We start from the raw sequence: 14,456 nt of genomic DNA on the forward strand, positions 1-14,456 counted from the left end.
GTCACCCTCATGGAAAAGAGTGCGGATGATAGCCGATCGGCCCGCCATGTGTGTCAATAAATGTAACAGTGTTCCGGTGTGCGGAAGCGAACGGTCGCGTGCCCGCCGGCCGCGTAACGTTGCGCCATGCAACCGCTTTCCGCTGACTTTCCGGCTTACATCGGCACGGCCGGCTGGAGCCTGCCGCGCGAGACCTGGGATGCCTTTCCGCTGGAGGGCACCCACTTGGCGCGCTACGCCGCCGTGTTCGGCGCGGTCGAGATCAACTCCAGCTTCTACCGCCCGCATCAGCCCAGGACCTATGAACGCTGGGCCGCCTCCACGCCGGCGCAGTTCCGTTTCGCGGTGAAGCTGCCGCGCACCATCACGCATGAGGCCAGACTGCACGGGATCGACGAACTGCTGGCGCGCTTCGCCGCCGAAGCGGGAGCACTCGGCGGCAAGCTGGGCGCCGTGCTGGTACAACTACCGCCCAGCCTGGCACTGGAGGCGCCGGCCGCCGGTGCGCTGTTCGATGCGCTGCACGAACGGCTCGGCTGCATGATCGCCTGCGAAGCGCGCCATGCCAGCTGGTTCACTGCCGGCGCGACGGAGCTGCTGCGGCAGGCCGGCGTGACGCGCGTGCTGGCCGATCCGGTGGTCGGCCATACGGGGCCGTTCGAGCCGACGGCGGAGCCGGCCTATGTGCGGCTGCACGGCAATCCGCGCATCTATTACTCGCGCTACACGCTCGAACGGATGCACGAAGTGCGTGCCTGGCTGGCGCGGCACCCCGCATCGTGGTGCATCCTCGACAACACCGCGAGCGGGGCCGCCACGGCGAACGCGCTGGAGATGCTGGGATTGCCGGCGCCGCCCGGTCAGGCGGCCAGTCCGGAATCGCCGGAGCGATAGCGGTCGAACCGGTCCGGCGTCACCAGGTCGCCGAAATGCACGACCCTGGTGGCGATGTCGTGATAGGCGCCGATCAGCCCCATCTCGCCCCGTTCGATGCAGCCACGCAGGTATGCGCTGCCGTTGATGATTTCGGCCAGCGAATTCTCGATGTTCTGGCGCGTGACCTTTTCCAGCAGCTCCTTGGCGGATGGCGCCGGGCCGCCCTGCGTGGCGCACTGGCACTGCCAGATCGACGTCTGGATCTTGCCCGTGATCGTGCCGATGCTGTGCGCGTGCTCGTTCTTCAGCGCCAGGCCGATCGCGCCGCAACTGGAGTGGCCTTTCACGACGATCAGCTTGGCCCCCAGCTTGTGGGCGATTTCCAGGCTGCCGATGATTTCGTCGCTGATCACGTTGCCGGCGATACGGATCGTCAGCAGATCGCCGAGCCCGGCGTCGAAGATGATTTCCGGCGACGTGCGCGAGTCGATGCAATTGACCACCACGGCCATCGGATGCTGGCCGCCGGCGGTGGCATCCACCTGGTGCAGGTAATATTTCTTGATCCAGCGCCCGGCCTGGAAGCGCTCGTTGCCGTCTTTCAGCAGCTGCAGCACATCGGCCGGCTGCAGCCTGGTCTGCGTTTCCTTGTCCAGCGCCGGAACGAACTGGATCGGGTCGGCCAGGCTGTATTCGTCGCGCAGGCCGATCACGTTCAGCTGCACGTCGCGCTCGGCCGCCGCGACGCGGTAATCGTCGATCGTTTCCAGCACGTCGCTGTCGATGTAGTCGGCGTTGGTGGCATCGATCAGTACTTTCGAACCGGGCGGCACGTCCCACAGTGCGGTCTTGATGGTGGCCTTGTTCAGGAACGATACCTGGTTCGGCAATTCCATCTTGATCACCTCGCCGATATGCAGGCGGTACTGCTCGATCGCGAACGGGTTACGGAAATTGCTGCGCAGCAAATAGAACAGGCTGGCGGCCAGGCCGATCAGCACGCCCATCAGCAGGTCCGTCAGCACGATGGCGGTGACGGTGATCACGAACGGCACGAACTGCGTGGCGCCCTTCCCGTACATGTCGCGGAACAGCGCGACCTTGGCCAGCTTGTAGCCCGTCACGATCAGGATCGCCGCCAGCGCGGCCAGTGGAATCTGGTTCAGGACCGGGCTCAGCACCAGCACGGCGGCCAGCAGCAGCAAGCCGTGGAACACTGCCGATGCCTTGGTGGCGTTGCCGGTCTGGATATTCACCGAGCTGCGCACGATGACGGAGGTGACCGGCAGGCCGCCCAGCAGGCCGGCGCAGATATTGCCGACGCCCTGCGCCACCAGCTCGCGGTTCGGCGGCGATTCGCGCTTGTGCGGGTCCAGCTTGTCCACCGCTTCCACGTTCAGCAGCGTCTCCAGGGAGGCAACGATGGCGATCGTGGCACCGACGAACCACACGTCGGGGTTGGCGAAATGCCGCAGCTCCGGGAAATTCAGGTAGGCACCCAGGTTGCCCACGTCCACCGGCGGGATATCCACCAGGTGGGCCTGCGACAGGCTGAGGCCCGGCACATGGCGGCTGAACAGTGCGTGCAGCGCGACGCCCAGCACCACCACGAACAGGGGCGCCGGCAGCAGCTTGACGTTCCTGAACGGCGTGCGGTCCCAGAACAGCAGCACCAGCATCGACAGCCCGGCAATGACCACCGCGCCGGGGGTGATGCTGCCCAGCGCGCTCGCCAGCGCGGAGAACGTGGTTTCGCCGTTGGCCTGGAAGAATGCATACTCGTCGGCGTTATTGGCGTCGTAACCGAGCGCATGCGGGATCTGCTTCAGGATCAGCAGGATGCCGATCGCCGCCAGCAAGCCCTTGATCACGTTGGACGGAACGTAGTTGGCGATGAACCCGGCGCGAAAAATGCCCATCGCCAGTTGCAGGAAGCCGGCGATCACGACCGACGCCAGCAGGATTTCAAATGCGCCCAGCTTCGTGATGGACGCCAGCACGACGGCGGCGAGACCTGCCGCAGGGCCGCTGACGCTGGTATGCGAACCGCTGAGCAGCCCGACGATAATGCCTCCGATGATGCCCGAGATAATCCCCGAGAATAAGGGCGCACCGGAGGCCAGTGCAATGCCGAGGCATAAAGGCAGGGCGACAAGAAATACGACGATCCCTGCCGGGATATCTTGCTTGAGGTGATTGATATTCATGGCGATACGCGTTTGATTCGATTATCAGTCGTACGCGCCAGCCCCTCATCCCACGTGTCGTCAGAAACGTCGATTAATTAATCGTGGGCGGCAGTACTCCCGACTGACGGAGTGACTGCACCGGCAATGAATAGCGAAGCAGCAGCATCTCCCTTTAAATGATCGGGAAATGTCAACGATGCCTCATTTGTCGAAACAATATAACACGCGTTTTTTGCACTGCGCAATTGCCAGTTTATCCGCCTCCGTATAACTACGTATTTCCTCAAAGTTATATTTTTTATGAGGATATTCTTATTGTAATCGTAGAAATATCGACGCCAGTGAAAATGCGGCTTTGAGCAGGTAATAATCATTGAAGATATCCGATATTCCTCAGACGCATATCAGCGGAATGACCGAATAAAGATGTTTCATGGATTGCGCCGCCCGGCAGATGGCCGCCTGCCGCCTGCCGCTTCGCGCCGGCGGCGGCGGACGACTGCGCCCGGTCGATGCGTGGCATTTTTACAAAAGCCTTGCGCAAGTTCAGCTTAGTGTTATAGTTCACTACAACACCAGTTCAACAAAACACCACTGGAGGAACCATGTATGTGGAATGACAATGCGCCGATCTACCGCCAGCTGAAGGCGCGGGTGATCGGCATGATGCTCGATGGCCTGCTCAAGCCCGGCGACGCCCTGCCCTCGGTACGGCAGGTGGCGGCCGACTATCAACTGAACCCGATCACCGTGTCGCGGGCGTACCAGGAGCTGGTCGATGAAACCTTGGTCGAAAAAAGAAGGGGGTTGGGTATGTATGTCACCGAAGGCGCGGTACAGAAACTTCTGGCATCCGAACGCGAGCGCTTCCTGCGCGAAGAATGGCCGGCGATGATGGAGCGCATCCGCCGGCTCGGCCTGGACCTGGACCAGCTGCTGCTTGCAGCGCAACCGGGGAGCGCGTCATGAGCGCCGTCATTTCCGCCCGCAACCTGGTCAAGCGCTATGGCAAGCACACGGCACTCGACGGCGTCAGCTTCGACGTGCAGCCCGGCCGCATTGTTGGCCTGATCGGCCCGAACGGTTCCGGCAAGACCACCACGCTGAAGGCCGCCCTCGGCCTGTGCCAGTTCGACGGCGAACTGGCCGTGCTGGGCATGGACCCGCGCACGCACCGCGACGAACTGATGAACGACATCTGCTTCATCGCCGACGTGGCGATCCTGCCGCGCTGGCTGAAGGTGAAGGACGCGATCGATTTCGTGGCGGGGGTGCACCCGCGCTTCGACCGCGCCAAGGCCGAGCGCTACATCGCCGGCACCAAGCTGGCGCCGGACATGCGCGTGAAGGCCATGTCGAAGGGCATGATCGTGCAGCTGCACCTGGCGCTGGTGATGGCGATCGACGCCAGGCTGCTGGTGCTGGACGAGCCGACATTGGGCCTGGACATCCTGTACCGCAAGGACTTCTACCAGAACCTGCTGGAAGACTATTTCGACGAGCACAAGACGATCGTCATCACCACCCACCAGATCGAGGAAGTGGAGCACATCCTGTCGGACGTGCTGTTCATCCGGGAGGGCCGGATCACGCTGTCCGCCTCGATGGAAGAAATCGGCGAGCGCTACACGGAAGTGATGGTGCATCCGCAGCATACCGCCGCGGCCGCGGCACTGCAGCCGCTGACACAGCGCACCGTGTTCGGCAGGAGCGTGATGCTGTTCGACGGCGTGCCGAAGCAGCAGCTCGAACATCTTGGCGAACTGCGCACGCCCAGCGTGGCGGACCTGTTCGTCGCCAGCATGAAAGGGGGCCAGCAATGAGTACGATGCGAAACACGATGCCGGAGACGATGCCCGATGCCGTGCCGGACGCCGCGCCGCAGCGGCTGCGCGCCACGCTGCGCAGGACGATGCCCTGGCTGATCCGCCGCGAAATCTGGGAAAACAAGGGCATGCTGGTGTGGGTGCCGCTGGCGATATCGGCACTGCTGATCGCCTTCGTCCTGATCGCCGCCGTGATGGGGCATGGCGGCACGATCCACATCGACGGCGCAGAAATCGGCGGCAAGGAGGTGACGATACAGCTCGGCGAACGGCAGAAACTGGCCGCCACCGAAGCGGCCGCCACCGCTTATCCCGCCCTCGCCATGGTGCTGTACGCATCGCTGGCGTTCATGGTGTTCTTCTACAGCCTGGGCGCACTCTACGATGAGCGGCGCGACCGCAGCATCCTGTTCTGGAAGTCGCTGCCGGTGTCGGACACGGCCACCGTGCTGTCGAAGGCAGCCTTCGCCCTGCTCGGCATACCGCTGCTGGTCATCGTGGTGGAGCTGGCGACCTCGCTGGTGATGCTCGCGATCGTGCTGGCCATGGCGGCCAGCAAGGGCGTCAACCTGATGGGCCCGGTACTGGCGCATCCGCAGTTCTGGCTGGGACTGGTGAAGGTGCCGTCATTGCTGCCGGTCTATGCGCTGTGGGCATTGCCGACCGTCGGCTGGCTGCTGCTGGTTTCCGCCTGGGCCCGCTCCAAGGTCTTCCTGTGGGCCATCGGCGTGCCGGGACTGGCGACCATGCTGCTGTTCTGGGCCGAGAAGAACCTGAACCTGCCCCTCAACGCCGCCTGGCTGGTCGAAAAATTCATTTCCCGGCTGCTGACCGGCGTGATGCCGGGTACCTGGCTGATGGCCGGTGGCGTGGCCGAGCACGCCAGCAATATGGACATCGTCACCAGCCGCCAGGGTCCCGTCGCCGCGTTCGACATGATCTACCGGTCGTCCTGGACCGCCGTGGCAACGCCGGAGATGATCGGGGGCGCCGTTGCGGGTGCCGCCATGATCGCCGCCGCCATCTGGCTGCGCCGCCGGCGCGAGGAAGGCTGACGGCATCTGCTCAGCTGTAAGTCCTGTCTTACAGCACTACCAGACCCGCACCGATGCCGGACGCGGGTCGCGGTTGAGATAATGGCAACCATTCCGCCAGCGCCAGACCTCCCGGTCTCGCGTTGGCTGTTGTTTTAAAGGATGGTTCCACCATGAAAATTATCGACCAGCGCTATCTCGACGGCGCCAACCGCTACTGCACCGAGCCTTGCCTGCTGAGCATTCTCGATCTCGGCCACCCTGCCCCCTATTCGGCCAGCGACATGCAGCAGTTGCGTGCACGCCTGAAGACGGCGCTGCCCGGCCTGCGCCAGGGCCGCAGCCTGATCGGCGTGGTGGGCGATGACGTGGATGCGCCGGGCCGCGGCCTGCAACTGGCGCGCCTGATCCAGAGCGTGGCGATCGAACTGCACCGCCTGACCGGCGACGAGGTGATGATGGGTTTTGTCGGTCGCGTGCCGAAGATGCCGGGGCGCTACCGGCTGATCCTGCCGTTCCGCTGCGGCACCGTGGCCAATGCCGCGCTGAAGCTGGCGACCGGCCTGGTGGCCGCACTGCTCGCCGGCGAGGACTTTCCGCTGGCCGACGGGCTGGCCGAGCTGCGCGGCATCGCCGCGGCCGGTGCGCCGTCGCAGCCGTCTATTCGAATTGCCGCTTGAACTGCTCGAACTGCTCGGCCAGCGCCGAGTAGTCGGCGCGCAGCTGCTGCACTTCCAGTTCCAGCTGGGCCACGCGGTCGGCCCGCGATGCGCCGCCCGGCGCCACCGCCGCCGTGCCATACCCCGCCTCTTCCCGCGCCAGCTGGATTTCCCCGCCCAGCAATTGCCCGTAACGCGGTTCCTTCGTGCCCGGCGCCAGTGCCAGCTTGGCCACCACCGGCGGGTATTTGTCGATCAGGAATTGCAGCGCCTGCTCCACATCGCCCACCGTCCTGAATTCATGCAGGCGCCCGGTGCGGGTGCGGATCTCGCCGGCCGTCTGGTGGCCGCTCAGCATCAGCACCGTCAGCACGGCCAGCTTGTCCTGCTCGAGCGACCATTTGATGCGCATGCGGTGTTCGTACTTGGTGACGCGGGCGCCGGCCGCCGCCACGGCGTTGACGAGGCGGCGCTCGGTCAGCCGGGCCAGCACGTCGGTCACCGTGTCTTCCGATATCTGCATCACGGGATCGCGGCTGGTCTTCTGGTTGCAGCCATTGGTGAGCGCATTGAGCGACATCGGGTAGTTATCCGGCGTCAGCGCTTCCTTTTCGGCCAGCACGGCCAGCACGCGGATCTCGAACGGGTCCAGCGTATCGGTCGAGGTTTTCGTTGTTTCGGGGGTATCCGCTGCGGGGGTATTTCCTGCATCTGTCATTTCTGTTCCTCAATCGACCAGCTTGTTCAGTTGAGCGGGATCGGGCTTGCCGACGGCCTCGATATCCCCGCATTGCAAACCACTCTCCTTCAGCAGCGCGATGATGCGCTGGATCTGCAGTTCCTGCGCCGCCGCATGGTTGACCAGGCCATGCAGCGCTTTCGACATCGGATCGTCGCCGTTCGGCGTGACGCCGTAGGCCGCGAACAGGTGCTGCGCAGGGTGCCGCGCGCCGGGCTCGTGCTTCTGCACGATGGTGGCGGGATTGCCGACCGCCGTCGCACCCGGCGGCACCGCTTTCAGCAGTACGGCATTCGAGCCCACCTTGGCGTACTCGCCGACCGTGAAGCTGCCCAGCACCTGGGCCCCGGCACCGACGATCACGCCGCGCTCCAGCGTGGGATGGCGCTTCTTGCCTGGCGACAGCGAGGTGCCGCCCAGCGTCACGCCCTGGTAGATCGTGCAGTCGTCGCCGATCTCCGCCGTTTCGCCCACTACCACGCCGAAGCCGTGATCGATGAAGACGCGCCGCCCGATCCGGGCGCCGGGATGGATTTCGATGCCGGTGGCGATGCGCGCCAGCGCGCTGATGAAACGTCCCGGCCATTTCAGGCCATGAGTCCAGCACCAATGAGCCAGGCGGTGCGCCATGATCGCGTGCAGGCCGGGGTAGCACGTCAGCACTTCCCAGCCGTTGCGGGCTGCCGGATCGCGTTCGATGATGCTGCGGATGTCTTGGCGCAGGTGGCGGAACATGGATAGCAAGGCAGGAGGGTCGAAATACGATGGTAGCGCATCGCAACCGAAGGCGCAGCGGATGGGCTGGCCTCCGGATTCCCCAACCGGCTTGCGCGGCCGGGGCAGACGGAGGACAACAGGCAAAGCCGGCCGTCCTGCCGGCCCGAAGCTCTAGCCTTCCTTTGCGATGCGCTGGCGCCGCGCTTCGTACAGGCAAACGCCGGAGGCGACCGACACGTTCAGGCTCTCGACCGAGCCGAACATGGGAATGTTGACCAGTACGTCGCAGGTTTCGCGCGTCAGGCGGCGCATGCCCTCCCCTTCGGAGCCCATCACCAGCGCGGTCGGGCCGGTGAAGTCGGCTTCGTACAGGCTCTTCTCGCCATCGTCCGATGTGCCGATCAGCCAGATGTCACGCTCCTTCAGTTCGCGCATCGTGCGCGCCAGGTTCGTGACGGTGATGTAAGGCACGGTCTCGGCAGCACCGCTGGCCACCTTGGCGGCGGTGGCGTTCAGGCCCACCGCGCGGTCTTTCGGGACGATCACGGCGTGCGCGCCGACGCCATCGGCCACGCGCAGGCAGGCGCCCAGGTTGTGCGGGTCGGTAATGCCATCCAGGATCAGCAGCAACGGCGGGCCCTCGATCGCGTCGAGCAGTTCGTCGAGGTTGCGCGCCAGCGCCAGCTGCGATGCAAAGGCGATCACGCCCTGGTGGCGGCGGGTGCCGACGATCTTGTCGAGGCGGGCGGAATCGACCGGCATCACGCGCACGCCGGCCGCTTTCGCGTTGGCGATCAGGTCCTTCATGCGGCGGTCGTCGCGCCCGGCATCGACGAAGATTTCTTCGACCGACGAGGCTTCGTGGCGCAGGCGCGAGGTGACGGCGTGAAAGCCGAAAATCATTTTGTTCTTGGACATGGTACGTAGTTCTGGTGTGGCGAACGGATTCGCCGGGGATGCGCCGCGGCGGGTGCCGCGGCGCGGGTATCAATCGGCGCTTGCTTGACTGTAACTGTTAACGCTTCTTGCGGGTCTTTCCGCCAGGTTTGGCGGCCGCTTTGGCAGCCGATCCCGCGGCAGTCTGGGTCTTGCCGCGCTTGGCCGGCGCGGCGCCCCTGCTGCCGTCCCTGGCCTTCGGCGCAGGGTCGAACTGCGGCAACAGCGTGATCGACGGTGCCGGGCCGGCCGATGCGGTTTCGTCCGCACCGCCGCGGCGCTTGGCCGCACCCTTGCGTGGCGCGATGCCTTCGTCGGCATCGTTGCGCGCCGCGCCAGCCTTTTCCGTGCCAGGCTCCGACCTGCCGGCGCCCTTGCCGGCCGAGCCGTTGCGGCCACCGGCACCGCGCGAGCCGCCGCGGCGCGGCTTGACTTCTTCGTCGCCGAAGCCGTCGTCATGGAATGCGGCACCCTTGCGGCCGCCGCGCGGCGATGGCGGTGCCATGCCCTCGGTCTCGCTCGGCGCCAGGCGCAGGTCGATCTTGCGCGATTCAAGGTCCACGCGCACCACCTGCACGGTCACGCGGTCGGTCAGCTGGAAGCGCTTGCCGGTGCGTTCGCCGCGCAGTTCGTGGCGCGCATCGTCGTACTGGAAGTAATCGGCGCCCAGGTCGGTCACGTGCACCAGGCCCTCGACGAACAGCTGGTCGAGCTGCACGAAGATGCCGAAAGTGGTCACGCCGGTGATGATGCCGCTGAACTCCTCGCCCAGCTTGTCCTGCATGAAGTAGCACTTCAGCCAGGCTTCGACATCGCGCGATGCCTCGTCGGCGCGGCGCTCGTTGGCCGAGCAGTGCACGCCCAGCGCATCCCACACGGTGAGGTCGCGCGCCGCTTTCGGTTCCTTGCCGGCGGCCTTGTCCTTCACCTGCTGGCGGCGCGTCGCGTTCGATACCGTGGTGTTCAGCACGCTCTTGTCTTCCACCTTCGGCTCATATTTCTTGCCTTGCAGGATGGCCTTGATCGAGCGGTGCGTGAGCAGGTCCGGGTAGCGGCGGATCGGGCTGGTGAAGTGCGCATACGCTTCATAGGCCAGGCCGAAGTGGCCGATGTTTTCCGGACTGTAGACGGCTTGCTGCATCGAGCGCAGCAGCATGGTCTGCAGCAGGTTGGCATCCGGCCGTTCCTTGATCTTGCGCATCAGCTCGGCGTAGTCGCCGGCCACCGGCGTATCGCCGCCGCCCAGCGACAGGCCCACCTGCTTGAGGAATTCGCGCACCTGCGTCAGTTTTTCCTTGGTCGGCGCGGCGTGGATCCGGTAGGTGCCGGGATGCTTGTGGCGAAGCAGCAAATCGGCCGCGCACACGTTGGCGGCCAGCATGCATTCCTCGATCAGCTTGTGCGCATCGTTGCGGGTGCGCGGAATGATCTTCTCGATCTTGCCGGCCGGGTTGCAGACGATATAGGTTTCGGTGGTTTCGAAATCGATCGCGCCCCGCTCCATGCGCGCCTTCAGCAGCGCATGGTAGACGGCATACAGGTTCTGCAGGTGTGGCACCAGTTGCGCCCGCTTGGCCGCTTCCGGCCCCTTCGTGTTCGACAGGATCGCCGCCACTTCGGTGTACGTGAAACGCGCCGCCGAGTGGATCACGGCCGGGTAGAACTGGTAGGCCTTGATCTCACCCTGCGCGGTAACGACCGCGTCGCAGACCAGGGTCAGGCGGTCGACGGCCGGGTTCAGCGAGCACAGGCCGTTCGACAGCTTTTCCGGCAGCATCGGGATCACCCGGCGCGGGAAATACACCGACGTGCTGCGTTCGATCGCATCGTTATCGAGCGCATCGTTCGGCTTCACGTAATGGGACACGTCGGCGATGGCCACGATCAGGCGGAAGGCGTTGGCGCGGCCTACTTTCACCGGCTCGCAGTACACGGCGTCGTCGAAGTCGCGCGCATCCTCGCCGTCGATCGTCACCAGCGGCACGTCGCGCAGGTCGACCCGTTCGCCCCTGTCCTTTTCATGGACCACGTCGGGCAGCCTGGCGGCCTGCTTCAGGGCGGCAGCGGAAAACACATGCGGCACGCCGAACTTGCGCACGGCGATCTCGATTTCCATGCCGGGGTCGTCCATGTCGCCCAGCACTTCGACGATCCTGCCGACCGGCTGCTTGAAGCGGCCCGGCTGCTCGGTCAGTTCGACGCTGACGATCTGGCCGCTCTTGGCCTTGCCGGTCGCGCCGGTCAGCAGGATGTCCTGGCCGATGCGCTTGTCTTCCGGGGCCACGATCCACACGCCGTTATCCTTCAGCAGGCGGCCGATGATGTGCGTATTGCCCCGTTCGACGACTTCGACGATGGTGCCTTCCGGGCGGCCACGGCGGTCGAAACCGGTCACCTTGGCCATTACCTTGTCGCCATGCAGTACTTTCTGCATTTCGCGTTCGGACAGGAACAGGTCGTCGCCCGGTTCATCGGGAATCACGAAGCCGAAGCCGTCGCGGTGCGCGCTGACTCGCCCGGAAACGAATTCCGAATGATCGGCCAACACATAGAAGCCGCTGCCGTCCGAACGGATCTGGCCATCGCGCTCCATCGCGTTCAGGCGCCGCGTCAGCACGGCCTGGGATTCAGTCTTCACCCCGAGCGACATGGACAGCGTGCGCAGGTCGAGCGGCGCATTGGCGCTGCGGAAAATGCCGAGGATTTCCTCGCGGCTGGGAATGGTGTGGATCGTCTGGTTCAAAACTGTTCTTTGGTCTTATTAGGATGAATTAGGGGATGATCGTGAGGAAAGATGGCAACATAGTGTACCGGAGGTGCGCCGGTTTGCCTAACACGCGCCAATCGGAGCGTGCTCCCGGGAGACTTTCCTGAGGGCCTTTGACATTCGAAAAGATTGCTCTATAATTCTGGCTCTCGCAGCGATGCAAATCGCGGCAAGGCGTTGTAAAGGGTTGATGTGCAGTGTGGAATGCAAGTTCATCTGGCGCAAAACTCTCCAAGGCGATATCATAACAGGAGTCGGGAACGTCGTTGAAATTCGGTTGCAATCCATGGACTGAATAAGCAGATCAGTAAGCAGACCCGGCGCTTGTAATGCAGTGCCCACGTGGCGGAATTGGTAGACGCGCATGGTTCAGGTCCATGTGCCGCAAGGTGTGGGGGTTCGAGTCCCTCCGTGGGCACCACTCTACCGAATACGAAAAAGCCGTGAATCGCGAGATTCACGGCTTTTTGCTTTGGGGCTGGCTCTTTTGGGCTGGCTCTTTGGGGCTGGCTTTTCCCCGGCTCATCCGTTCATGCGCCAATCCCGCACCGTCCTGCCTGCCGCCTTATTACCCTGCCTTTACCTCCGATACCGCCGGCGTTCCCCACAGTCGGGAAAATTTACGTTAAAACACGGATCGCTATTGCCGAGTTCGCATTTCGCCGCTATGATGCGTGCCTCGTTGCAGAGCATCGCAGCGAAATGAAGTACAGCAGTTCAGTGCCCACGTGGCGGAATTGGTAGACGCGCATGGTTCAGGTCCATGTGCCGCAAGGTGTGGGGGTTCGAGTCCCTCCGTGGGCACCACTCTACCGGATACAGAAAAAGCCGTGAATCGCGAGATTCACGGCTTTTTTGCCATGGTGCCATGGTGCGGGGAAGCGAATCGGCACTCGCCGCGTTCCGCAACTAAATATAATTATAAAAAGCCAACATTTTTATTGCTGAGTTCATTTTCGGCCGATATCATTGTTGCCATACTGCCGAGCAGTACGATGCAGTGGATTATCGTGTCCAGGGGTGGCGAAACCGGCCGGCACGCACGGCTCGCAGCCGGGCCGTGCCGGAATGCGCCAATCGGTGGGCACTGCTGGATATTGAAGGAGCCGTGGATCGCAGGTCTGCGGCTCTTTTATTATCCGCGTCGGATCTTTTTACGCCCCGGCGCGGCCGCGCTCTTCGCGGAGGCTTTTCCCGTCCGGCAGAAACCTCCGCACGCTTTTTGCCTATGAAGTTTTGTCCAATAACTACAGGGAGCATTTCATGAAAACTTTATTGACCGGTATTGCGCTGGCCAGTGCCGTCTTTGCCGCCGGGTCCGCCGCGGCCGCGCCGGTGTTCAATTTCCAGTTCACCGCCGGTACTTCGCTGCAGGCGCAGCAAGGTTTCATCAGCGCCGCCTCGCTCTGGTCCAACCTGCTTGCCGACGACGTGACGATCAACCTCACGGTCGGCTTCAACCCGCTGGGATCGAACATCCTCGGGCAGGCGCAATCGGCCCAGCAGACATACTCGTATTCGACGTTCCGCCAGGGACTGGTCAACGATATCTCGTCCGGTTTCGATGCCACGGCCACTGCCAGCCTCGCCACCGGCAACTCCTTCGGCATGCTGTTGAACCGCACCGCGAACAATCCGAACGGCTCGGCCAGCGCCACGCCCTACCTCGACAACGATGGCGACGCCAACAATACACAGGTGCGCATCACCACGGCCGAGGCCAAGGCGATCGGCCTGTCGACGCAGCAGCAGACGCTGACCGGCTGCATCGGCACCTGCGACGGCTTCATCCAGTTCAACAGCCAGTTCGCGTTCGACTTCAACCCGAACGATGGCGTCAGCGCGAATGCCTACGATTTCGTCGGCGTGGCGGCGCACGAGATCGGCCATACGCTGGGCTTCATCAGCGGCGTCGACATCCTCGACTTCAATTCCACGCCGCCCCAGGTATTCCCCGACCAGGCGTTCACCTTCGTCTCCGGCCTGGACATGTTCCGCTATTCCGACGAAAGCGCGGCACTGGGCGTGACCGACTGGACCGCCGACAACCGCGAGAAGTATTTCTCGATCGACGGTGGCGCCACGGAAATCGCGCTGTTCTCCAACGGCGTCGAACATGGCGACGGCCGCCAGGCCAGCCACTGGAAAGACGACCTGTATATCGGCCTGATGGACCCTACCGCCGGCCGCGGCGAGGCGCTGGGCATCTCGCAGCAGGATCTGCTGGCGATGGACGTGATCGGCTGGAACGTGTCGCCGGTTCCGGAACCGTCGACTTACGCAATGCTGGGCGCCGGCCTGCTGCTGCTGGGTGGCCGCGCGCGCAAAGCCGCCCGGAAGTCGAAAAATATTTCGTAAAAACAAAAATGATGGTTGACGGATCCGGTGGCGGCCTTTAAGATGCGTGCCTTCTGTTGCTGAACACCGCAACGAAGTAAAGAAAACAGGGCCCACGTGGCGGAATTGGTAGACGCGCATGGTTCAGGTCCATGTGCCGCAAGGTGTGGGGGTTCGAGTCCCTCCGTGGGCACCAAGTCCTGTTTTCGATACATTGAGAAGTAACGCTGAGAAGCACCAGTGCCCACGTGGCGGAATTGGTAGACGCGCATGGTTCAGGTCCATGTGCCGCAAGGTGTGGGGGTTCGAGTCCCTCCGTGGGCACCACTCTACCGGATGCCGGGTTTGAAAAAACCCCGAGACGCCGCCGATTCGC

At 63.7% G+C, this 14,456-nt stretch carries 13 protein-coding genes and 4 tRNA genes; 11 read left to right on the forward strand and 6 right to left on the reverse strand.

What is annotated here, in order from left to right:
* Nucleotides 1-126 precede the first annotated feature (126 nt).
* Complete coding sequence (locus ACY34H_RS10195; RefSeq protein ID WP_464977384.1) at nucleotides 127-894, forward strand: DUF72 domain-containing protein; 768 nt, start codon at nucleotides 127-129, stop codon at nucleotides 892-894.
* Here the strand turns inward: ACY34H_RS10195 and ACY34H_RS10200 are convergent.
* Nucleotides 861-3,083, reverse strand: a complete 2,223-nt coding sequence (locus ACY34H_RS10200) for a bifunctional SulP family inorganic anion transporter/carbonic anhydrase (protein ID WP_464977385.1) — start codon at nucleotides 3,081-3,083, stop codon at nucleotides 861-863. The genes ACY34H_RS10195 and ACY34H_RS10200 overlap by 34 nt on opposite strands.
* Before the next feature lie 352 nt (nucleotides 3,084-3,435).
* Complete coding sequence (locus ACY34H_RS10205) at nucleotides 3,436-3,633, reverse strand: hypothetical protein (RefSeq protein ID WP_464977386.1); 198 nt, start codon at nucleotides 3,631-3,633, stop codon at nucleotides 3,436-3,438.
* A 41-nt stretch (nucleotides 3,634-3,674) separates the two neighbouring features.
* Between ACY34H_RS10205 and ACY34H_RS10210 the strand changes: the two genes are divergently transcribed.
* The 4 genes from ACY34H_RS10210 to ACY34H_RS10225 all read left to right on the forward strand — a co-directional run bounded on the left by ACY34H_RS10210 (nucleotide 3,675) and on the right by ACY34H_RS10225 (nucleotide 6,605).
* Nucleotides 3,675-4,034 (forward strand): GntR family transcriptional regulator, encoded by a 360-nt coding sequence (locus ACY34H_RS10210; protein ID WP_464977387.1) that lies wholly within the window; start codon nucleotides 3,675-3,677, stop codon nucleotides 4,032-4,034.
* The gene (locus ACY34H_RS10215; RefSeq protein WP_464977388.1) at nucleotides 4,031-4,888 is read left to right on the forward strand and encodes an ABC transporter ATP-binding protein; all 858 of its coding nucleotides are present in this window, start codon (nucleotides 4,031-4,033) and stop codon (nucleotides 4,886-4,888) included. The genes ACY34H_RS10210 and ACY34H_RS10215 overlap by 4 nt, the downstream gene beginning before the upstream one ends.
* Complete coding sequence (locus ACY34H_RS10220) at nucleotides 4,885-5,946, forward strand: hypothetical protein (RefSeq protein WP_464977389.1); 1,062 nt, start codon at nucleotides 4,885-4,887, stop codon at nucleotides 5,944-5,946. Before ACY34H_RS10215 ends, ACY34H_RS10220 begins: the two co-directional genes overlap by 4 nt.
* A gap of 152 nt (nucleotides 5,947-6,098) precedes the next feature.
* Nucleotides 6,099-6,605 (forward strand): cyanophycin synthetase family protein, encoded by a 507-nt coding sequence (locus ACY34H_RS10225; protein ID WP_464977390.1) that lies wholly within the window; start codon nucleotides 6,099-6,101, stop codon nucleotides 6,603-6,605.
* On the opposite strand, the gene ACY34H_RS10230 is transcribed toward ACY34H_RS10225, so the two are convergent.
* The 4 genes from ACY34H_RS10230 to rnr all read right to left on the reverse strand — a co-directional run bounded on the left by ACY34H_RS10230 (nucleotide 6,586) and on the right by rnr (nucleotide 11,719).
* Nucleotides 6,586-7,302, reverse strand: a complete 717-nt coding sequence (locus ACY34H_RS10230; RefSeq protein WP_464977391.1) for a YceH family protein — start codon at nucleotides 7,300-7,302, stop codon at nucleotides 6,586-6,588. The genes ACY34H_RS10225 and ACY34H_RS10230 overlap by 20 nt on opposite strands.
* Before the next feature lie 9 nt (nucleotides 7,303-7,311).
* Nucleotides 7,312-8,058 (reverse strand): serine O-acetyltransferase, encoded by a 747-nt coding sequence (gene cysE, locus ACY34H_RS10235; RefSeq protein WP_464977392.1) that lies wholly within the window; start codon nucleotides 8,056-8,058, stop codon nucleotides 7,312-7,314.
* Nucleotides 8,059-8,211: 153 nt separating this feature from the next.
* On the reverse strand, nucleotides 8,212-8,958 hold the full coding sequence (gene rlmB, locus ACY34H_RS10240) for a 23S rRNA (guanosine(2251)-2'-O)-methyltransferase RlmB (protein ID WP_464977393.1): 747 nt from the start codon (nucleotides 8,956-8,958) through the stop codon (nucleotides 8,212-8,214).
* Between the two features lie 97 nt (nucleotides 8,959-9,055).
* Nucleotides 9,056-11,719 (reverse strand): ribonuclease R, encoded by a 2,664-nt coding sequence (rnr, locus tag ACY34H_RS10245; RefSeq protein WP_464977394.1) that lies wholly within the window; start codon nucleotides 11,717-11,719, stop codon nucleotides 9,056-9,058.
* 360 nt (nucleotides 11,720-12,079) lie between these two features.
* On the opposite strand from rnr, the gene ACY34H_RS10250 reads away from it, so the two are divergent.
* The 6 genes from ACY34H_RS10250 to ACY34H_RS10275 all read left to right on the forward strand — a co-directional run bounded on the left by ACY34H_RS10250 (nucleotide 12,080) and on the right by ACY34H_RS10275 (nucleotide 14,407).
* Nucleotides 12,080-12,164 (forward strand) — tRNA-Leu (locus ACY34H_RS10250).
* A gap of 301 nt (nucleotides 12,165-12,465) precedes the next feature.
* Nucleotides 12,466-12,550, forward strand: a tRNA-Leu gene (locus tag ACY34H_RS10255).
* A complete protein-coding gene (locus ACY34H_RS10260; RefSeq protein ID WP_464977395.1) occupies nucleotides 12,541-12,975 on the forward strand; it encodes a hypothetical protein in 435 nt (144 codons plus the stop codon). Before ACY34H_RS10255 ends, ACY34H_RS10260 begins: the two co-directional genes overlap by 10 nt.
* A gap of 31 nt (nucleotides 12,976-13,006) precedes the next feature.
* Entirely contained in the window at nucleotides 13,007-14,101 is a 1,095-nt protein-coding gene (locus ACY34H_RS10265) for an NF038122 family metalloprotease (RefSeq protein WP_464977396.1), read from the forward strand.
* A 90-nt stretch (nucleotides 14,102-14,191) separates the two neighbouring features.
* Nucleotides 14,192-14,276 (forward strand) — tRNA-Leu (locus tag ACY34H_RS10270).
* A 46-nt stretch (nucleotides 14,277-14,322) separates the two neighbouring features.
* Nucleotides 14,323-14,407, forward strand: a tRNA-Leu gene (locus ACY34H_RS10275).
* Nucleotides 14,408-14,456: the final 49 nt, after the last annotated feature.

Source organism: Pseudoduganella sp. jia 9, assembly GCF_055502615.1.

Excerpts from the sequence above, each read along its gene's own strand:
- ACY34H_RS10195 (WP_464977384.1), top strand. The coding sequence starts at position 127 with ATGCAACCGCTTTCCGCTGACTTTCCGGCTTACATCGGCACGGCCGGC.
- ACY34H_RS10200 (WP_464977385.1), bottom strand. The coding sequence starts at position 3,083 with ATGAATATCAATCACCTCAAGCAAGATATCCCGGCAGGGATCGTCGTA.
- ACY34H_RS10210 (WP_464977387.1), top strand. The coding sequence starts at position 3,675 with ATGTGGAATGACAATGCGCCGATCTACCGCCAGCTGAAGGCGCGGGTG.
- ACY34H_RS10215 (WP_464977388.1), top strand. The coding sequence starts at position 4,031 with ATGAGCGCCGTCATTTCCGCCCGCAACCTGGTCAAGCGCTATGGCAAG.
- ACY34H_RS10220 (WP_464977389.1), top strand. The coding sequence starts at position 4,885 with ATGAGTACGATGCGAAACACGATGCCGGAGACGATGCCCGATGCCGTG.
- ACY34H_RS10225 (WP_464977390.1), top strand. The coding sequence starts at position 6,099 with ATGAAAATTATCGACCAGCGCTATCTCGACGGCGCCAACCGCTACTGC.
- ACY34H_RS10230 (WP_464977391.1), bottom strand. The coding sequence starts at position 7,302 with ATGACAGATGCAGGAAATACCCCCGCAGCGGATACCCCCGAAACAACG.
- cysE (WP_464977392.1), bottom strand. The coding sequence starts at position 8,058 with ATGTTCCGCCACCTGCGCCAAGACATCCGCAGCATCATCGAACGCGAT.
- rlmB (WP_464977393.1), bottom strand. The coding sequence starts at position 8,958 with ATGTCCAAGAACAAAATGATTTTCGGCTTTCACGCCGTCACCTCGCGC.
- ACY34H_RS10265 (WP_464977396.1), top strand. The coding sequence starts at position 13,007 with ATGAAAACTTTATTGACCGGTATTGCGCTGGCCAGTGCCGTCTTTGCC.